The sequence below is a fragment of the Streptacidiphilus pinicola genome (assembly GCF_003258295.1).
GTDB lineage: Bacteria > Actinomycetota > Actinomycetes > Streptomycetales > Streptomycetaceae > Streptacidiphilus > Streptacidiphilus pinicola.
On record NZ_QKYN01000036.1, the window covers coordinates 1 to 18,943 of the forward strand.

Annotated in this window: 17 protein-coding genes; all 17 read right to left on the bottom strand. The window is 72.0% G+C overall.

All coding sequences use genetic code 11. From position 1 onward, the window contains the following. Positions 1-152: 152 nt before the first annotated feature. A complete protein-coding gene (locus tag DN069_RS08950) occupies positions 153-545 on the bottom strand; it encodes a DUF1616 domain-containing protein (protein WP_111500334.1) in 393 nt (130 codons plus the stop codon). After that, complete coding sequence (locus DN069_RS08955; protein WP_111500335.1) at positions 545-2,326, bottom strand: glycosyltransferase; 1,782 nt, start codon at positions 2,324-2,326, stop codon at positions 545-547. The genes DN069_RS08950 and DN069_RS08955 overlap by 1 nt, the downstream gene beginning before the upstream one ends. An 83-nt stretch (positions 2,327-2,409) precedes the next feature. Continuing rightward, positions 2,410-4,824, bottom strand: coding sequence for a phosphotransferase (locus DN069_RS08960; RefSeq protein ID WP_111500336.1), 2,415 nt, complete (start codon positions 4,822-4,824; stop codon positions 2,410-2,412). After that, entirely contained in the window at positions 4,821-5,522 is a 702-nt protein-coding gene (locus tag DN069_RS08965) for a class I SAM-dependent methyltransferase (protein ID WP_111500337.1), read from the bottom strand. The genes DN069_RS08960 and DN069_RS08965 overlap by 4 nt, the downstream gene beginning before the upstream one ends. 25 nt (positions 5,523-5,547) lie before the next feature. Beyond that, positions 5,548-6,348 (bottom strand): polysaccharide deacetylase family protein, encoded by an 801-nt coding sequence (locus DN069_RS08970; protein ID WP_111500338.1) that lies wholly within the window; start codon positions 6,346-6,348, stop codon positions 5,548-5,550. Continuing rightward, positions 6,345-7,337 carry a glycosyltransferase family 2 protein gene (locus DN069_RS08975; RefSeq protein ID WP_111500339.1) on the bottom strand — a complete coding sequence of 331 codons (993 nt, stop codon included), beginning with the start codon at positions 7,335-7,337 and terminating at the stop codon, positions 6,345-6,347. Before DN069_RS08975 ends, DN069_RS08970 begins: the two co-directional genes overlap by 4 nt. A 322-nt stretch (positions 7,338-7,659) precedes the next feature. After that, positions 7,660-8,430, bottom strand: coding sequence for a glycosyltransferase family 2 protein (locus DN069_RS08980; protein ID WP_243639026.1), 771 nt, complete (start codon positions 8,428-8,430; stop codon positions 7,660-7,662). A gap of 445 nt (positions 8,431-8,875) precedes the next feature. Beyond that, positions 8,876-9,889, bottom strand: a complete 1,014-nt coding sequence (locus tag DN069_RS08985) for a TIGR03842 family LLM class F420-dependent oxidoreductase (RefSeq protein WP_111500341.1) — start codon at positions 9,887-9,889, stop codon at positions 8,876-8,878. A 12-nt stretch (positions 9,890-9,901) separates the two neighbouring features. Continuing rightward, a complete protein-coding gene (hydA, locus tag DN069_RS08990; protein WP_111500342.1) occupies positions 9,902-11,308 on the bottom strand; it encodes a dihydropyrimidinase in 1,407 nt (468 codons plus the stop codon). A 31-nt stretch (positions 11,309-11,339) separates the two neighbouring features. After that, the gene (locus DN069_RS08995) at positions 11,340-12,674 is read right to left on the bottom strand and encodes an aspartate aminotransferase family protein (protein WP_111500415.1); all 1,335 of its coding nucleotides are present in this window, start codon (positions 12,672-12,674) and stop codon (positions 11,340-11,342) included. A 33-nt stretch (positions 12,675-12,707) separates the two neighbouring features. Beyond that, on the bottom strand, positions 12,708-13,550 hold the full coding sequence (locus DN069_RS09000; RefSeq protein WP_111500343.1) for a nitrilase-related carbon-nitrogen hydrolase: 843 nt from the start codon (positions 13,548-13,550) through the stop codon (positions 12,708-12,710). Between the two features lie 186 nt (positions 13,551-13,736). Continuing rightward, positions 13,737-14,225: an alpha/beta fold hydrolase gene (locus DN069_RS09005; RefSeq protein ID WP_133259860.1), complete on the bottom strand. Its 489-nt coding sequence runs from the start codon at positions 14,223-14,225 to the stop codon at positions 13,737-13,739. A 534-nt stretch (positions 14,226-14,759) separates the two neighbouring features. Next, on the bottom strand, positions 14,760-15,206 hold the full coding sequence (locus tag DN069_RS39950; RefSeq protein ID WP_165845434.1) for a hypothetical protein: 447 nt from the start codon (positions 15,204-15,206) through the stop codon (positions 14,760-14,762). After that, complete coding sequence (locus DN069_RS09020; RefSeq protein ID WP_111500347.1) at positions 15,196-15,780, bottom strand: hypothetical protein; 585 nt, start codon at positions 15,778-15,780, stop codon at positions 15,196-15,198. Before DN069_RS09020 ends, DN069_RS39950 begins: the two co-directional genes overlap by 11 nt. Beyond that, positions 15,780-16,421, bottom strand: a complete 642-nt coding sequence (locus DN069_RS09025; RefSeq protein ID WP_111500348.1) for a hypothetical protein — start codon at positions 16,419-16,421, stop codon at positions 15,780-15,782. Before DN069_RS09025 ends, DN069_RS09020 begins: the two co-directional genes overlap by 1 nt. Before the next feature lie 160 nt (positions 16,422-16,581). Then, positions 16,582-17,250, bottom strand: coding sequence for a class I SAM-dependent methyltransferase (locus DN069_RS09030; RefSeq protein ID WP_111500349.1), 669 nt, complete (start codon positions 17,248-17,250; stop codon positions 16,582-16,584). 110 nt (positions 17,251-17,360) lie between these two features. After that, positions 17,361-18,935, bottom strand: a complete 1,575-nt coding sequence (locus DN069_RS42345; RefSeq protein WP_207892094.1) for an HD domain-containing phosphohydrolase — start codon at positions 18,933-18,935, stop codon at positions 17,361-17,363. Positions 18,936-18,943 lie beyond the last annotated feature (8 nt).

The window sequence follows — 18,943 nt, forward strand, 5'->3', positions numbered from 1 at the left end:
CCAGGGACCGGCCGCGGCCGGTTGCGGTCCCGGGCCGCCGGACGAGCAGCCGGCCACGGCGGCGACCACGGCCAGCATCGACAGCAGCCCGGCCCCGAAGGCCCGGCCCCGGCGCGGGTGGGCGCGCCGACCCCGAGGGGAGTGCGTCGTCCTCATGGTCCCGACCTCCGTTCCCGCCGTCCCAGCGGGTAGAGCGCCATCAGCGAGGTCAGTACGGCGAGGACGCCGACGGCCCGCAGGGTGGTGATCGAGTGGGTGAAGAAGAACGCCTCCGCCACCAGCGTGTCGATCACGACGCTGAACGCCACGCTGAGCACGGCGAACTCGAGCCGGTCCGGCCCGTGTCCGCGATGGGCGGGGTGGGTCAGCCGGAGGGCGGCGGCGCCGGGGCAGACGAGCAGGAAGGGCACCACGAGCACGACCCGCAGCGGCGTCAGCTCGGCCGGCAGCAGGGTGGCGGCGACGGCCACCCATCCGGACAGCAGCAGGCCGTACCGGGCGAGGCCGTGCCGGGCGACGCTGTTCCTGGCGACGAGATGCGACATCAGCGTCCTCCTTGCTGCGGTTGCTGCTGCGACGGCTTGGACTGTCCGGGCCGTGGTTGCAGCGCGGGGTTGCTGCGGTCCACCAGCACGTAGACCACCGCGTCGGAGTTGCGGTAGACCGGGGCGAAGATGCGCGAGTGGTCGACCGCCGTCTCCAGTCTGCTGACGGTGTCGGCGGGCAGCACGCCGGTGATGTAGCACTCCGCCGTCTGGCCGCGGTTGAGGATGAGGTACACCGGACCCGGCGGCGCGTCGAGCGCGACGGCCTCCTCCAGACCGGCCAGCGGACTGCTGATGAGCAGGCGTCGGTTCTGGACGGAGTTCCAGGCGATGACCACGCGGCTGTGCAGCTCGTACTGGTTGTCGATGTTCGGGATGTTGTTGGTGACCGAGACGATCGTCGAACCGGTGGGCACCACGCGGTCCAGATAGGAGGTCGCCGAGGCTTCCTTGGCGGTGAAGTACTCCATCTGTTCCTTGCCGTAGTAGCCGAACACCAGGCCGCCGAGGAAGCCCAGCAGCAGCACGTAGGTGGCCGCCACTCTCAGCCATCCGGGCGGCCGGATGCGCGGCATACCGGGCTGACGGACCCGGACGACGAGCGTGGCGGTCAGCATCGCGGTGGCCGGCAGCGCGAACATGAAGGCGCGGAAGATCATCTCGCCGCCGTAGCTGTTCAGCGCGGGCATCGGCAGCGGCGCGAGGGCCAACCACGGGAGCACGGTGTGGCGGGTCCAGCGGCGGCGGACCAGGGCGACGACGGCCAGCAGCAGCACCGCCGCCGACAGGCCGCGATCGATCCAGGCCAGCAGGATCTGGCCCGCGGCGGGGGTGCCGAGCCCGGTCAGCCAGGTGGGGGCGTTCGAGTCGGGCGAGGTGAGCGCCTTGATGAAGCTGCCCAGGTTGGCCGCGATGTAGGGGCGCGCCGCGGTGGCGAACCAGACGGCCTGGAGCACCACGGCGGAGGCCAGCACCGGCAGCACGGTCCGCCGGTTGCGGCGCGGGACCGAGAGCGCGGTCAGGGTGACGATCAGCATCAGCGGGGTGAGCTGGTGCGAGGAGACCAGCACGGTCTCCATCAGCACCACCATGCCCAGCAGCGGCAGCCGCCAGCGTGGCGGTCCGGGGGACGTCAACTGCTTGACGACCAGCCCGATCAGGGTGACGTAGAGCAGGAAGTCGAAGGTCTGCGGGGCGAAGTAGTCCTGGCCGATCCACGAGCAGGAGAAGAAGATCCAGACGGCGCCCCAGATCAGCTTCCGCTGCCGGGTGAGCGAGCGGTACAGCAACAGCAGCGGACCGATCATCAGCACGTTGACGACCGGCGTGGCCCAGTGCGCGTAGCCCATCGCCGAGGGCAGCCCGGTGAGCCGCAGCACCAGGCCGTTCGCCGCGAAGAAGCCCGGCCACTGGTTGTAGATGTCGAGCCAGCCGGGGTGCGGCACCGCTCCCCCGTTGCGCAGCAGCGCGTCGACCACGTCGACGTGCTTCCAGGCCCAGGAGTAGCGCAGGGTGGGGTACAGGATGCTGGGGGTCGCATGGATGATCGCGATCAGCGAGACCACGTAGACGGCCGGCCAGACCCGGCTGAGGCGGTCCGCGTGCAGGGTGACCACGAAGCCGAGGGTGAGCAGGCCGAGCGCGACCCAGAACAGGACCGGCAGCACCTGGAGCAGGCCGAGGTCGCCCATCCGCCCGACGTGCACGTGGCGCAGCGAGAGCAGCCAGAGGGTCAGGGCCACCGGCGGCACGGCGCAGGTCACGACCGTCCGAACCGTCACGCGGCGGTTCGTCCGCACTCCGCGCGGGTCCGCCGGTTCGGCCGGCGCGGGTGGCACCGGCGTGTTCCGGGTCGCGGGGGGCCTCAGCGTTCCGGCCATCGCGCCGCCTCCGAGAGGACGGGGACGACGTTGGCCACGACCCACCAACGACTGCGCCCGTAGCGGGGCGACTTGTCCAGGTTCGAGGCCACGTGCCAGAGCCAGGCGAGCAGCGGCAGCGCGGTGCGGCCGAGGGTGTCGTCGACGCCCGCGGCGTCGAGCAGCGCGAGATCCGCGGCGGGCAGCGAGCCGTCGCGCAGGACCGCGGTGACGAGGCTGCCCCAACAGCGGTCGGCCGTCAGGGAGTGCAGCGCGAGGAGGAAGGTGTGCGCGTCGATCCCGGCGGGGGCGTCCGTGCCGGCGCCCGCCCAGTCGAGCACCCCGGAGACCCGGTCGCCGCCGTCGGCCAGCAGGACGTTGCCGGGGGCGTAGTCGCCGTGGATCCAGGCCACCGTCAGCGGCCGGCCCGCCAGTTCGGCGTGCACCCGGGCGCTGAGCGCGTCCAGGCCCGCGGCTCCCAGGCCCGCCCGGCACCAGGTGATCTGCTCGGACAGCAGGGTCCGGCGTGCGCCGATCCACTCGTCGATGCAGCCGTCGGCGCGCAGCGTGCGTCCCGTCGCCCGGTGCAGTTCGTGCACGGCGGTGAGCGAGGTGGCGGTCACCCGCCGGGTGTGGGCGGGGAACCGGGTGAGGTGGTCCTCCGCCCGGACGCCGGGCAGCCAGCTCTGGGTGACCAGCTGCGGCCGCTCGTCCAGGTGGCTGGCGACGGGCAGCGGCAGCAGCCGCCGCCACTCGCCCAGCCGCGGGTCCGCCTCCAACCGCCGCAGCACGTCCCACTCGCGGGCCAGGGACGCGGAGGCCCGCGGGTTCCTCGGGTGCTTGACGGCGAGTGAGGGCGCACCGGCGTAGTCGAGCCGGAAGACCAGCACGTCGGAGTGGCCCTGCGGGGAGGGGCGCAGGCGTGCCACCTCGGCGGAGTCGACGCCCGGGGTCGTCCAGCGCCCGGCCAGCCGACGGGCGGTCAGCCGGGCGGCGGGCCGGCTGAACAGCGCCGGGCGGCGGATCGGCAGCAGGCCGCGCAGGGGCGTCCAGCCCGGTCCGGCCGCATGGGCGGTCGTGCCCGTCCGGGCCGGCGCCGCCGCGGCCTCCGGCAGCCAGCTCGAGCGCCGCCACACCAGCCCGCCCGCGACCACGCACTGCGCCACGAGCCAGGCGACGGAGGCGCCGGCGACGCCCATCGGCCGCAGCAGCACCGCGCTCAGCCCGAGCACCAGTACCGCCTGCCCGGCCAGGGACGCCACGACGACGCGCATCCGGCGGCGCACCCGGCAGACCGCGACCGCGACGCAGACGACGAGGTTGGGCAGGGCGGACAGGCCGAGGAGTCGCAGCGCGACCACGCCGCTGTGGGCGTAGGCGGGGCCGAAGACGGTCAGCAGCCAGGGGGCCGCGACCACCACCAGCAGGGTGCCGACGGCCAGCAGCGCGCCCGCGTGGCGCAGCACGTGCAGGCAGTGACGCCGCAGTTCGCCGGGGGCGCCGACGGTCTCGACGATCAGAGAGGCGGACATGTTGATGGCGAACTGGTAGAGCGCGTACGCCACCAGCCAGGCGATCGAGAAGTAGGCGCTCGCGGCGGCGCCGAGGCGGTCCAGCACGATGATCGGCGGCAGGGTGGTGGCGGCGAGCCAGCACATCGAGGCGATCCAGTCGGCGGACAGGTAGCTCCAGGTGGGCGCGGCGGGCGCGGAAGGCTCGGTCGGGGTCCGGCGCACGTGCCGGGGTATCGCCCTGGCGAAGAGGTAGGTGTTGGTGAAGGCGAGCGAGACGACGAGGCCGACTCCCCAGGAGCCGAGGATCGCGCTCAGCGGTCCGGCGACCGCGAACAGGGCCAGCAGCAGCACCTTCGCCGTCGCGAACAGGGCGTTCTCGGCGACCACCCAGTCCGCCCGGCGCAGCCCCGTCAGCACCCCGTCCTGCAGCACGAAGACCGCGTAGCCGGCGACGGCGGCGGTGAACGCGGCGCCGACGAGGGGGGCGTGCAGGAAGGACAGGCCCGAGGCCAGCCGTGGGATGAGCAGGACGAATCCGGCGCCGAGCAGCAGCCCGCAGCTCACCGCGGCGAGGTAGGCCACGGCGACCAGCCGCCCGGTGCGCTTCCCCGCGGGTGCGACGAACCGGATCATCGTGTTGACCAGGTTGAGCTGCCCGATCCCGCCGAGGAACATCATCGCGGACACCGCGGCGTAGCCGCGCCCGACCGAGCCCGGGCCGAACAGGTGGGCGGCGAGCGCCCAGTAGGCGGCTCCCACGCCCGAGGTCAGGATCGAGCTGACGGTCAGCAGGTGTCCGTTGCGCAGCAGGGGGTCGTAGCCGCGGACGGCGGCGCGCACCACGGCCAGGGGCGAGCGCCGCACCGCGGTGGCGCGGTAGAAGGCCCGACCGGCCGGCGCACTCATGTCGACGCTTCCCCTCGGGTGGCCAGGCGGTTGATGACCCGCCGCGTCGCCGTCCGGGCGACGAGCGGGAACATCCGGCCGACGGCGGCCTTGCCTCCGCTCAGCACCCGGGCCGCGGCGACGTCGACCGCGGTGATGCCGCGGGCGGGCTGCCGCCTGACGATCGAGTAGGCGCGGTGGGCGGACAGGTCCCGTTCCACCATCGGGTCGTGGCGGCGTGCGCGCAGGAACACGCCCGGGAACTCCTCGTCCGGCCGGAGCACCTCGATGCCGAGGTCCCCGAAGATGGCGGCCATGTCGGCCACCTCGAAGCGCCAGAAGTCCAGGGGGTAGGGGTGGAACTCGAAGCCGCGGGAGCGGGTGGTGATGATCAGCAGTCCGCGGTCGCGCAGCACGCCCTTGAGGTTGTGGACCACCGCCCGCCAGTCCTGCACGTGTTCGAGCACCTCGGTGCTGATCACCACGTCGAACGAGGACTCGCCGAAGCGCTCGATCAACTCCTCGGCGGGACACAGGAGATCGACGCCGGGGCCGGAGGCCATGTCGACGCCGACGTACTCGGCCGGGCGTAGCGGCGTCACGATGGACCTGACCGCGCCCCGCGCGTCACGGGAGCCGACCTCGATCACCCGACGGCCGGTGACGTCCCGCGCACCCAGATGCCGGGCCAGGAAGACCGCTCCTGCCGCTGTACACACCCCGGATCACACTCCCTTCCTCACCTCAGCAGGCGACCGGGCGGCCGAGGGCCGCGCGCACGCGACGGTAGGCGCGCCAGCCTTTGGTCCGCAGCCGCTCCGGCACCGGTGCCACGGGCGCGCCGCGCCCCTCCACCCAGGCCTGGAACAGCTCTTGTGTGGTGTCGGCGCCGACCATCAGCCGGCTGATCCGCAGCGGATGGTCCTCCGGCGAGCTGAACGCCCGGCCGACGGCGCAGGCCGAAGTCCAGCCGGCTTTCTGCACCTTGCGGCGCACCGCCTGGCTCGAGTAGCCGTGCGGATAGGCGAAGGAGTCCACCACGTGGCCGACCGCGTCCTCCAACTCGCGCTTGCAGACCACGATCTCGTCGTACAGCCGGCGCCCCGGCAGGGTGTCCAGCTGGGGATGGGTCCGCGAGTGGCCGCCGATCTCGATCCCGTAGGCGTCGAGGCCGGAGACCTGGCGCCAGTTCAGCATCCGGGCGGGCGGCAGCAGGCTGCCGGTGGCGCTCCCGCCGGGGGGATGGATCGCCCCCGTGGTGAGGTAGAGGGTGGCGGGAAGTTCGCGGCCGGAGAGCAGCGGGGCCACGGTCCAGTAGAAGTCCGCGTAGCCGTCGTCGAAGGTGAGCACGGCGGCGCGCGGCGGCAGCGGCGGCCCGCCGTGCTGCGCGGAGACCAGGCGCCGCAACGGGACGACGGTCAGGCCGCCGTCCGCGATCCGGTCCAGTTGCTCGACGAAGGCACGCGGCGTCACCGTGTAGGGGGCGCTCCAGGTCGGCGGATCGTCCGTGACGGAGTGGTAGACGAAGACCGGTACGGCGCTCATGGCGCGGCCCTGCCCGTCGGGCCCGCGCGCGCGAAGCCGCGCAGCCGGCCGGTGCCGTAGCCGAGCAGGGTGGTCCCGACGCCGGCCGCCAGGGCCACCACCGTGCTGCGGCGCGTGCCCGCGCGGGGGCGCAGTCCACGCACGAGCGCCAGCGGAATGGTCGAGCGCAGGTAGCTGCGCTCGCTCGAGAGGGCCGGTCCGGCGCCGGCATGGCGTGCCACGGCTGCCTTGGACAGGCCCTCAGCGAAACAGCGTGAGCGGAAGTAGGCCCAGCTGGCTCGGGCCGGCGGCACATGGTGGCGAACGGCAGCGGCCGGCTCGTAGAGGAGCACGGCCTCGGGGTCGTGGGCGCTGATCCGCAGACACAGTTCGGTCTCCTCACAGCCGAGCGGCCGGCTGCCGACACGTCCCAGGTCCGTGCGGAAGCCGCCGACGGCCAACAGCTCGGACCGGCGGAAGGACATGTTGGCGCCGATGAAGTTCCGTACGGCGGAGCGCTGTTGCGGCAGGCCGCGGTAGGAGCAGCCGACCACCCAGTCGAACTCGGGCGGGAACCAGCCGGGTCGGCCGGTCTCCCACCACGGCCGGACCAGGCCTCCGACGCCGACCACGTGCGGGTTGCGGTAGTTGGAGACCAGCCGGCGCGACCAGTCCGGCGCGGCGGCCGCGTCGTCGTCCAGGAAGGCGACGACGTCGCCGCGGGCGGCGGCCACCCCGCTGTTGCGGGCCCCCGCCAGTCCCCGGCGTTCCCGGTTCGCGACGATGCGCACCCCGCAGGTCTCCACGCGGGCCCGGGCGGCGAGCTCGGGGCAGTGGTCCACGACGAGCAGCAGTTCGTCGACGGGCTCACGCTGGGTCTGGACGGACTCGATCGCGGCCAGCAAATCGTCCCAACGGTCCATGGTGTAGGCGCAGATGACCACGGACAGGGCGATCCCGGGCGTGGTCCCGGGCGTGATTCCCGGGGTGGCTCCTCCGTACGGACACATGGTCGACTCAGCTCCCCGGTTCGGTGCGGCATGCCTGCCCCACGCTTGCATTGAGGGGCACCGTCTCGACGACGGGCACCATGGTGATGCGCGGTGCCGGCCGGCACCCGGCACGGCCCGGCGACCCCGCCGGTCGTGCCGATGGCGGCCACCAGCCCGAGCGGGTGTCCGCACGGCCGCACCCACGCCCACACGCGCCCGTCCGGGGCGATCGACGCGATCGACCCAAGTCCGCGTGACAAGGCGCGAACGGCTGTGTACGGCGATACGCGGGCGGCAAGGCAGGGGCAGGCCGCATCGGTGCACCGGTCGGCACCGTTCATCATTTCCACCCCGCCACCGCGGGGGCCGCCGTGAGCCTGGCCCTGGGGCGCTCGGCGACGAGGGTACGCAGCACCCGGCGGCCGTCGGAGACGGCGTGCAGGTGCGAACGCCCGTTGCGGCGGGGCAGTTCGAGGCTCGGCACTTCGGCGACCCGAAGCCCCGAGCGGAGTGCGTGCGCGATCATCTCGGCTTCGATCTCGAATCCCGGCGCGGACAGGTCCAGTTCGTCCAGGAGGCTGCGCCGGAAGGCGCAGAAGCCGTAGCAGAGGTCGGTCAGCGAGGCGTCGTAGAGGCGGTTCACCACCGCCAGCAGGAGGTGGTTGCCGAGCGAGCGGAAGCGGGTCAGGTCCAGTGACCCGCCGCCCGCGACGAACCGGGAGCCCTTGACGAAGTCGAAGCCGTGCTCCAGGAAGTGCAGGTAGTGCGGGATCTCGCCGGGCCACATGCTGCCGTCGGCGTCCATCATCACCACGTAGTCGCCCGCGGCGGCCAGGAATCCGGTGCGCAGCGCGTTGCCCTTGCCGGGTCCCTGCTGCTGCACGATCCGCACGGTCGGCAGGCACAGGGCCGCCATACGCACGGTCGCGTCGCTGGAGGAGCCGTCCACGAGCAGCACCTCGTCGACGCAGCGCGGGATCTGCTCGAAGACCCAGGGGATGTTGCGGGCCTCGTTGTGCGCGGGCACGACCAGACTGACGGTGTGTCGGACCGGTGGCAGGTCGCTCGCGCGGCGCTTCTTCAGCTGCGGGGCGACTTGCGGAATCTCCACCCCGTTTGGGGACACACCGTTCGGGGACGTGTTGGTTCGGGGCAGGGTGGTACTCATCGGAGGATGCCTCTCCGCATGGAATGACGGCAGGCCGCAGCGGCGGCACAGGCCGTGTTTCACGGGGTCCCCGGGAATACGCGTGCGCGGTCGCACGAGTGGACGATCGGAGCGGTCACTCGGTTCGCGCCGTTCCCCGGCCCCTCGGTAGCCGTTCCCCCGAGCTACCGGTCAAGATTCGGACGCCAAAGCGTCGACCACCAAACTGGCGAATGTACTCCGCGCATTCGCGGCGCCAGGGCCCCATCATCGCCACCGCGCTCACACAGAGTCAAGGCTTTTTGTGAGATTCATCGCTTTTTGTGATAATTCGCCCCGCATGACTACAACGAGTGAGCGCGGTCGGCTTCCCGGGACCGCCCCGGGAAGCCGACCACGCAAAGCCCGCTCAGTCCAGCGCCGGGATCACGTCCCGCCCGTAGGCGTCGATGACGTCCTCCACCGCGTCGTGCATGGCGTAGATCGCGAACTGGTCCACACCGAGGGACCGCAGGTGTTCCAGCTGCTCCAGGTGCTGCTGCGGCGTGCCGATCAGGCAGAAGCGGTCGACGATCTCGTCGGGGACGAAGGCGGTGTCCGGGTTACCGGCGCGGCCGTGGTGGGAGTAGTCGTAGCCTTGGCGCTCCTTGATGTAGTCGGTGAGCGCGTCCGGGACCAGTCCGCTGTGCTCGCCGTAGCGGGAGACGAGGTCGGCGACGTGGTTGCCGACCATGCCGCCGAACCAGCGGCACTGCTCGCGAGCGTGGGCGAGCTGCTCGGCGCTTCCGTCGGTGACGTACGCCGGGGCGGCGACGCAGACGGTGACGGACGCCGGATCGCGGCCGGCCTCCTCCGCGGCGCGGCGGACCGCCTTGACCATCCACTCGGTCAGGAACGGGTCGGCGAGTTGGAGGATGAAGCCGTCGGCCTGACGGCCGGTCAGCTCCAGGGCCTTCGGCCCGTACGCGCCCATCCAGATCGGCAGTTTCGGGTCACCGCTGATCCACGGGATCCGCATGACCGTGCCGTCGACCTCCGCCTCCCTCCCCTCCGCCAGCTCCTTGATGACGTGCATCGCGTGCGAGAGCCGCTCCAGCGTCGCCGGCTTGCGGCCGGCGACCCGCTGGGCGGAGTCGCCACGGCCGATGCCGCAGACGGTGCGGTTGCCGAACATGTCGTTCAGCGTGGCGAACAGCGAGGCGGTGACCTCCCAGGTGCGGGTGACCGGGTTGGTGACCATCGGGCCGACCGTCAACCGTTCGGTGTTCGCGAGGATCTGGCTGTAGATCACGAACGGCTCCTGCCACAGCACGCAGGAGTCGAACGTCCAGCCGTGGGTGAACCCGGCTCGTTCGGCGCGGATCATCCGTTCCACCAGCAGCTTCGCCGGCGGGTCGGTCTGGAGGACGAGGCCGATATCCATCACGGGCGCCTTTCAGAGCAGGTACTGGGAGGTGGCACGCGGCACGAAGGTGCCGTGTCCGGCATGGCCGAGGTACTCGCCGCCGTCGACAACCACCGCACCGCGCGAGAGCACCGTCCGCGCCCTGCCGGTGACCTCGCGGCCCTCGTACGCGGAGTAGTCGACGTTCATGTGGTGGGTGGCCGCGGACATGGTGTAGCGCTCCTGCGGGTCGAAGATCACGACGTCCGCGTCCGCGCCCGGCGCGATCGTCCCCTTGCGCGGGTAGAGGCCGAACATCCGCGCCGGGGTCGCGCAGGCCAGCTCGATCCAGCGGCGCCGGGAGATGTGCCCGTCCAGGACGGCCTGGTGCAGCAGGTCCATCCGGTTCTCCACGCCCGGAAGGCCGTTGGGGATCTTCGAGAAGTCCCCGCGGCCCAGCTCCTTCTGCCCGACGAAGCAGAACGGGCAGTGGTCGGTGGAGACGACGGAGAGGTCGTTGGTGCGCAGCCCGCGCCAGAGCGCGGCCTGGTGCTCCTTGGGCCGCAGCGGCGTCGAGCACACGTACTTGGCGCCCTCGAAGTCCGGCTCCGCCAGGTTGTCCGTCGACAGGAACAGGTACTGCGGGCAGGTCTCGCCGAAGACGTTCAGCCCGAGGTCGCGCGCCTGCGCGATCTCCGCGACCGCCTGCTCCGCCGAGACGTGCACGACGTACAACGGCGCACCGGCCACCCGCGCGAGCTGGATCGCCCGGTGCGTCGCCTCCGCCTCCAGCAGCTCACGCCGGACCTCGCCGTGGTAGCGCGGGTCGGTGTGCCCGGCGGCGAGTGCCTGCTCGACCAGCACGTCGATGGCGATGCCGTTCTCCGCGTGCATCATGATCAGCCCGCCGTTGGCGGCGGAGCGCTGCATGGCCCGCAGGATGCGGCCGTCGTCGCTGTAGAAGACCCCCGGGTAGGCCATGAACAGCTTGAAGCTGGTCACCCCCTCCTCGACCAGGAGGTCCATCTCCTTGAGCGAGTGCTCGGTGACGTCCGACATGATCATGTGGAAGGCGTAGTCGATCGCGCAGTTGCCCTGCGCCTTCTCGTGCCAGGCGTCCAGGCCCTCGCGCAGACTGTGGCCGACGCTCTGCACGGCGAAGTCCACGATCGTCGTCGTGCCGCCGAAGGCGGCGGCCCGGGTGCCGGTCTCGAAGGTGTCGGAGGCGGAGGTGCCGCCGAAGGGCAGCTCCATGTGCGTGTGCGCGTCGACGCCCCCGGGGATGACGTAGCAGTCGGTGGCGTCGATGGTCCGGTCCGCCTGCCAGCCCGCCGCGACGTCACTGCCGGTCGCCGCGAGGGCGACCACGCGCTCGCCCTCGATCAGCACGTCGGCGTGGCTCTCGTCCGCCGCCGTGATGACCAACCCGCCGCGGACGACCGTCCGTTCGTGCGTCACAGTGCCTCCTCCCGCACAGCGGCCTGCTCGATCACAGGGCCTCCTCGATCGCCCACAGTTCCTTCTGCGCCCGGTCCAGCGCCTGGACCAGCAGCTCCGCGCCCTGCTCGGCCTCGTCCACGGTGAGGGAGAGCGGCGGGGCGATGCGGAGCGTGTTGCCGAGCGGTCCGCCCTTGCCGATGAGCAGGCCGAGGTCGCGGGCGTGTTCGAGCGTCATGGCCGCCGCCGCGGCGCTCGGTTCGCCCTCCCGGTTGACCAGCTCGACGCCGAGCATCAGTCCGCGGCCGCGGACCTCGCGGACGACGGGCAGCTGCCGCGCGCCCGCCTCGATCCGCTCGCGCAGCACCGCGCCGACGCGGCGCGCGTTGCCCTGCAGGTCGTGCTCCAGCAGGTACCGCAGGTTGGCCAGCGCCCCGGCCGTGGTGACCGGGCTGCCGCCGAAGGTGGAGATGGAGTTGGCCGCCAGGCAGTCCATGAGCTCGGCGCGCGCGACCACGCCGCCGATGGAGAGGCCGTTGCCCAGCCCCTTGGCGAAGGTCAGCGCGTCGGGCGGGCCCGCCTGGGCGTGCGCCTGCCAGCCCCAGAAGTGCTCGCCGGTGCGCCCCCACCCGGTCTGCACCTCGTCGCTGATCCACAGGATCCCGTACCGGTCCAGCACCCGCTTGAACGCGGCGAACAGCCCGTCCGGCCCGTAGGTGAACCCGCCCACCCCCTGGATCGGCTCGGCGATCAGCGCGGCCACCGGGCCGCCGACCTGCCCGAGCATGTCCTCCAGGTCCGCCGTGCAGGCCTCGACGAACGCCGCGTCGTCCAGGTGCGCGAACGGCCCGCGGGTGCGGACCGAGCCGTGCACGTAGAGCGTCTGCAGCGGCGACAGACTGGTCGGCGACCAGGAGCTGTTGCCGGTGATGCCCACGGTGGAGAAGGAGCGCCCGTGGTAGCTGTTGCGCATCGCCAGCACCTGGTTGGAGCGCCGGTAGCCGGTGGCGAGCAGCAGGGCCGCGTCGTTCGCCTCGGTGCCGGAGGTGGTGAAGAAGACCTTCGCGTCCGGGATCCCGGACAGCTCCGCGATCTGCTCGGCGAGCTCGACCATCGGCGTGGAGAGGTAGAGCGTCGAGCTGTGCAGGATCCGCCCGGCCTGCTCCGCGACGGCCTGCGTCACCTCGGGCTGGGCGTGCGCGGTCATGGTGGTGAGAATGCCGCCGAAGAAGTCCAGGTAGCGGCGCCCGTCGGAGCCGTGGACGTGCCGGCCCTCACCGTGGGTGAGCTCCAGCGGCTCGCGGTAGTAGAGCGCCAGCCAGGACGGGGTGACCGCCCGGTGCCGGTCGAGCAGGCTCTTCGACTCGTGGGTCGTGTCGTCGGTCATGTCGTCCGTCGTGCCATCGTCCGTCATCTGCGCTCAGGCCTCCGTCAGCGGGCCGTAGGCGTCGGGGCGGCGGTCCCGGTAGAAGGCCCACTGGTTGCGGACCTCCTCGATCAGCCCGAAGTCGAGGTCGCGCACGATCAGCTCCTCCTCCTTGTCGGAGGCGGGCTCGCCGACGAACTGGCCGCGCGGGTCCACGAAGTAGCTGGTGCCGTAGAAGTCGTTGTCGCCGTACTCCTCCACGCCGACGCGGTTGATCGCGGCGACGAAGTACTCGTTGGCGACCGCGGCGGCCGGCTGCTCCAGCTGCCACAGGTACGCGGACAGGCCGCGGCTGGTCGCGGAGGGGTTGTACACCAGCTCCGCCCCGGCGAGCCCGAGCGCGCGCCAGCCCTCCGGGAAGTGCCGGTCGTAGCAGATGTACACCCCGACCCGGCCCACGGCGGTGTCGAAGACCGGCCAGCCGAGGTTGCCGGGGCGGAAGTAGTACTTCTCCCAGAACCCCTTGACCTGCGGGATGTGGTGCTTGCGGTACTTGCCGAGGTAGCTGCCGTCGGCATCGATGACGGCGGCGGTGTTGTAGTAGAAACCGGACTGCTCGACCTCGTACACGGGCACGACCATGACCATGTTCAGCTCGCGCGCGAGCGCGCGCATCCGCGTCACGGTGGGCCCGTCCGGCACGGGCTCGGCCCACCGGTAGTGCTCCGGCTCCTGCACCTGGCAGAAGTACGGCGCGTTGAACACCTCCTGAAACCCGATCACCTGCGCGCCCTGCGCGGCCGCGTCCCGCGCGTACCGCTCGTGCACCTCGATCATGGACTCGGTGTCCCCGGTCCACTTCGCCTGCACGAGCGCTGCGCGCACCACGCGCGGCACTCCCTGCATCGACCTGCTGACGGATTCCGACATGTGCGGCGCCTCGCCTTCAGCGTGGATCTATGGATCTACGTGCGTAGAATCATGGTCGCTCCCGACCTTGATGGCAATATGTCGGGCTTACCACATCTCAGACGTTACTTCCCTGCTCAGGGGCGTGTCGCACCCTCAATGGACAGCAAAAGGTCAGCATCGTACACGGAGGAATGACAGCCCCGTGGCCACCAGGAGCCTCGCCCACGGCACGGGCACCTTCTTGAGGGACTGCGACCACCATCGGCTCGGCCTCTGCAGCGAGCACGCGTTCGAGGGCGTCAAGCCGCCGGAGCTGGACGAGGGGTAGGACGGTAGCGGACCGGGGTCCGCCGGAGGGCTGGTCCTCTCGGCGAGCCAGCGCGTGACGACGCCGCCGAACCAGGCGGCGTCGTCCAGCCAGGGGAAGTGCCCTGCCCCGGGCTGCACGACGAGCTGCACCCAGCCGTCCGCGAACAGCTCGCTGAGCTGTGTCGCGAGCACCGGGCTGGGACTGAAGTCGAGCTCCCCGGCGAGGATCAGGACCGGGATCTCGAGCCCCGCGAACGCGGCCCTCGTCGCCTCGGGGTCGAACGCGCCCTCGGCGTAGTGCGCCGCGCGGGCGTCACGCGCGGTGGAGTGGCTCCAGTCAGCAGACGGCATCTGCGGCGGTGTGAACGGCAACGTCGGACACTGCACTTGGTACACCCTGCGCGGGGACTACCTCGCCTAGGTCTGTTTGGAGTTGTGAGCAGCCCGGCCCGGTTCGCCCTCGAGAGCCGGGCCGGGCCGGGCTGGGCGGACGCAGACGCGGGGCGGTGCGGGTGAACGCGTGTCGGGCCCTGCCACGATCAGCGGGCGTCCAGCGGGTCAGCCTGGCCGAGGAGTTCCGCGAGCGGCGTGCCGGTCCGGGTAGCCACGATGCGGCGGGCGCGCATCTGGGCGCGGGTACGGGGGCGGAACTTCGGCTCCCGCCCGCAACCGCACGGCTCAAAGCCCTCGTATCGCAGCCCGGCGCGCAGGACCACCGCGACGACCGACCACGCCTTCCGGTTACTGCGGCGCGGTGCCGCGAAGTCGTGGCCGGCACACAGCAGCGGCTCGGCACACCGCTGGCAGCTGTGACGACCTGTGGCACGACCAGTCGCCGACCGTCAGGCGGAACTGATCCCACATCACCCATCGGCCGGCGTCCGATCAACGGGCCCGTCCAGGCTCCACGAGCAGGTACCGTCCACGCCCCGCCCGGTAGAGCAGCGCATCCCATCCAGCACTCCCCAGCGCCGCCACGGCCGCACCAAGGTCGGCCTCGCCGGCGTCGACCGCACGGTGGCCGCGCTGGTAGCGCCAGGTCACCCGGGCCCCGCCGGGCTCCGCCGGCTCCACCACGGCGCCGCTCGCGACGACGAGGTCACCCTCGACGGCGCAGATCGGCACACCGGCCGCCTCCAGTGCGAGCGCGATCGCGCGCACTGGCTGCGCCCGCTCCCACGGCGCGGGGAGGTCCGGGTGGTCGGCTTGGACGAGGCGCCGGATCTGCAGCAGCGACTCCCAAGCCTGCGCCACCTGCGGCACGCGCGCTTCGGGCGCGGACTCGGGTGGCTCGTGGCCGGTCCGTGCCGCGAAGCCGGCGTCACCCGTCATCGGAGGAGGCCTCAGGACGTGGGCCGGCGTCGGGATCACGCCCCTCGCGCAGGCCGGGCGGGCCGGGCACGCCGGGCGGGCGGCCAAGTCCCCAGGTGCTCTTGAGGTCGGCCATCATCTGGCTCACCAGCGCGTGGACATCCGACTCGGGGAGGTAGGTGTTCACCGCGTCGGCGGTCGTGCGCTGCGAGGACTCGACGTAGCGCCAGGTGCCGGAGTCACCGAGCCAGACGTCGAACTCGTGGTCCGCGTGGGTGAACCGCACGGTCGAGACGCCGTCGACGGTGACCAGCTCGCCCTGGAGGCGGCGGGCGAGTTCTTCGTGGGCCGGCGGCTCCGGCTTCTCCGGCAGCAGATGGCTGACCGCGAGCAGCGAGGACAAGGGACCCGCGAACGCCTCACCGTCAGGGGTCTCGAAGCTGAAAGCGACGGGCCACTCCACCGCGGCCGTCCGCTCCTGCGGATCGTCTCCGGTCGTGAGCTGGACCGGGCCGAGCCGGAAGGTGCCGTTCACGACCTCGTGCCAGCCGTCGGAAAGCTGCACCTCCCGGACCTCGTCGACATGGATGCGCATCAAGGCTGTCCCTCTCGTCGGGTCTGCCGGGCTCGGGTCTTCTTCTCGGCACGGGCACGCTCCGCCGCCAGCCGCTGCACCTCGCGGGCCCGCTCGGCATCCCGGGCCCGCTCGACCTGATCCTCGGTCGGCAGCTCGGGCTCGGGCTCACGCAGCTCGTAGGGCTCGGGGGTGTAGTCGACATGCTGCTTGACGACGTGCCGGCTGCGCTGGCCGCGGGGCAGCCCGTGCTCGCGCCGGCGCTGGTCGCGCATCCCCTCGGCCATCATCGCGGCGTACTGCGGCGAAGCAGGCGGGGCGTCGCGCTGGTCGACGTCCGTCATGTGGATCACGCTGGAAGCCTTGCGGCACCGCGGGCACGAGCCGGAGTCGTCCCGCAGCCAACCGTCCTCGCAGGCCGGGGACGGGCACTCCCCCGGTGCCAGCAGGTCCCAGGCGAGCTGGTCCCCGCGCCGGACGAGCTCGGGTCCGCTCAGGTTGGAGAACAGCTTGAACCAGCGACGCTCGATCCGCTCCCTCAGCTCGTCCGCGGTGCGGCACAGCAGCTGCTGCTCGACGAGCCGGACCACCGTGTGCGGCACACCGCCACGCCTGCCCAAGACCTCGGTGAGCGGGCCGGGCATCGCCTGCAGCACCCACACGGCCGACGACTGACCAGGACTTTGGAACGGCACCGCCAACCCAACCGCCTCCCCCTCGCACACCGCCAGGACCGGTCAGCCTACCTTCCGCGTCCCGGCGCAGGCCGGAGACCACCCGGGCATTCGGCCGATCTCGCGAACCCCCGGCGGCCGACCAGGCTCAGGTCCCCACCTCCGTGGGAAGGTCCGGGGCGTCGGTACGCGCGTTCTGCGGCCATCGCGCCGTGCCCAGGATCATCGGGCGGACGAAGGGGGGTGCCTTGGGGAGCACTCCGTGTTCGACGTGTCCGACCTCGAAGCCGGCTGCCTTGATCGAGTCCAGCGTCGGACGGTTGCACTCGCAGCAGACCACCAGCCGGTTCAACCAGTTGAGGCGGTCCTGGGTGCGGGCGAGCTTCGGCTCCGCGGAGCGCACGTGCTCCATGAAGAGCAGCCTGCCGCCGGGCCGCAGCACGCGACTGATCTGCCGCAGGGCCCGCTGCTGGTCGGCGACACCGCACAGCACCAGAGTGGAGACGACAACATCGAAGCTGTCGTCGTCGAAGGGCAGGTCCTCGGCGGGCGCACGCAGCACGGTGGCGTGCGGCGCACGCTCCCGGACCTGGCGTTCGAGTCGGCGGACCATGGCCGGCTCCGGTTCGGTGACCGTCAGGGCGGCCACGCCCGGACCGTAGAGTTCGAGGTTGGCTCCGGTCCCGGCACCGATCTCCAGCACCTCGCCCGTGGCCTGGGCGACCAGCCGACGCCGTGACTCCCGCAGGCCCGCCGCCTCGGCCCTGGCCATCTGCCGGTCGTAGGTCAGCGCGAAGAACGCTTTATGGATGCTCATGGCTGCCTCGATTCCTCACCCCCGGGAGCACGTCCCGGGTGCCGAAGTCGACGCTACGGCGGTGGCGGACATCGCCGCATGAGGCGGTTGCCTCATCTTCCCGTCCGGGGTCAGGCTGCGGCGTCGTCCACCGGCGGCAGCAGTCCGTTCTGCATCGCGAACAGGCATGCGGCGGCCCGGGTGGACACGCCGATCTTGGCGTAGATGTGCTCGACATGGTTCCGGGCGGTCTTCGGCGAGATGACCAGGCGGCCCGCGATCTCCCGGCTCGAGCAGCCCCGGGCGAGCAGCCGCAGCACGTCGACCTCCCGGCCGGTCAAACCGGCAGGACCGCGCCGGTGGCGGGCGACGCGGTGCCCGGCCGCGGTGAGCACCGCCGCCACCGCCTCTGCGTCGAGCCGACCGCCCGCCGCCTCGGCGCGCAACTCCGCCGCGGCCTGAGCTGCCGTCAGAGCCTGGCGGTGGGGCCGCGGTTCGATCATGGACTGGTAGGCGTCCGCGGCACCGAGGATCCGGGCCTTGGGTGAGATCGCCGGGGCGGTGAGTCCGCGGGGGTAGCCGGAGCCGTCCAGCCGCTCCCGGTGCTGCACGGCGATGGCTCCGAGCGGCGCCAGCGTCGCCGACTGACAGAGTATCCGTTCCGTCAGATAGGGCTGGAGGCGTACCCGTTCGCGTTCTCCGGTGCCGAGCGGGCCGGGTTTGTCCCAGATCGCGTTCGACACGCCGAGGCGTCCGAGTCCGTGCACCAGGGCGGCCCGGTGCAGCTCCTGCCGCTCGTCCTGCGTCAGGCCCACCTGCGAGGCGGCGGCGTCGACCAACGCGGCCACCGCGCGGGCGTGGCCCAGGGTGAACGGCGACTTCAGATCGACGAAGTCGGCCACCGCCAGCAGCGCCTCGTCGAACTGGTCCTCGCTCAGCCGGACGCCCAACGCCGGCTCGGCGCCGATCACCGCCTCCCAGGTCCGCGCCGCGTCCAGACCACCCAGCACGGCCTCCGGGTCCTCGCACAGCACCGCGGCGAGCCCCGGATCGAACTGCCCGCCCGCGCGTCGGCGGGCCAGCTCGACCGCGGCGTCCACGCCGCCCAGACGGTGTGCGACCTCGGTGAACTCCGCCAACTGAGCCAGGCGGGAGGGGATCGGAACCTCCCTCCCTTTGAGCTCTCCGGGCCAGCCACGCCCGTCCCACTGCTCGTAGGCCGCCCCGACCGCCTGCTGGACGTCCATTGGCAGGCTGAGCCGACGAGCCAGATCGGCAGCCAGAGCCGCGTGTCCGGCGATCATCGTCTCCACCTCGCGGAACCCGCCCAGGGTGAACTCCAGCCCGACCCGGAACCGGTGCAGTGGGGGGTTCCCCGAGCCGATCAGGCGCAGGGCCGACGCCGCCGCAGCAAGACTCCGTTGCTCGTACCGGTACTTGCCGGACTTCAGGGCGATGTCGTCGCCGAACCACTTCGCCTGCTCATGCGCGTCGGAATGGCAGCCCACGTTCACCAGCAGCGCCGTGTAGTACACGGCCAGGCGCTCCTGGTCACCCAGGCCGATCCGCTCGGAGAGGCGCAGGGCGATGAGGCACTGGCGCAGGACGTGTTCCATCGGCTGGCCGAAACCGAGGTCGACGCCCAGGGAAAGCGCGGCGACAAGCTCGGCCAGCCGCATCCGCGGGCCGGCACCCCTACCGCTCACGCTTCGAC

Excerpts from the sequence above, each read along its gene's own strand:
- DN069_RS09030 (WP_111500349.1), bottom strand. The coding sequence starts at position 17,250 with ATGAGCATCCATAAAGCGTTCTTCGCGCTGACCTACGACCGGCAGATG.
- DN069_RS39950 (WP_165845434.1), bottom strand. The coding sequence starts at position 15,206 with ATGACGGGTGACGCCGGCTTCGCGGCACGGACCGGCCACGAGCCACCC.
- DN069_RS08960 (WP_111500336.1), bottom strand. The coding sequence starts at position 4,824 with ATGAGTGCGCCGGCCGGTCGGGCCTTCTACCGCGCCACCGCGGTGCGG.
- DN069_RS09005 (WP_133259860.1), bottom strand. The coding sequence starts at position 14,225 with ATGCCGTCTGCTGACTGGAGCCACTCCACCGCGCGTGACGCCCGCGCG.
- DN069_RS09020 (WP_111500347.1), bottom strand. The coding sequence starts at position 15,780 with ATGCGCATCCATGTCGACGAGGTCCGGGAGGTGCAGCTTTCCGACGGC.
- DN069_RS08950 (WP_111500334.1), bottom strand. The coding sequence starts at position 545 with ATGTCGCATCTCGTCGCCAGGAACAGCGTCGCCCGGCACGGCCTCGCC.
- DN069_RS08975 (WP_111500339.1), bottom strand. The coding sequence starts at position 7,337 with ATGTGTCCGTACGGAGGAGCCACCCCGGGAATCACGCCCGGGACCACG.
- DN069_RS08985 (WP_111500341.1), bottom strand. The coding sequence starts at position 9,889 with ATGGATATCGGCCTCGTCCTCCAGACCGACCCGCCGGCGAAGCTGCTG.
- DN069_RS08995 (WP_111500415.1), bottom strand. The coding sequence starts at position 12,674 with ATGACCGACGACACGACCCACGAGTCGAAGAGCCTGCTCGACCGGCAC.
- DN069_RS08970 (WP_111500338.1), bottom strand. The coding sequence starts at position 6,348 with ATGAGCGCCGTACCGGTCTTCGTCTACCACTCCGTCACGGACGATCCG.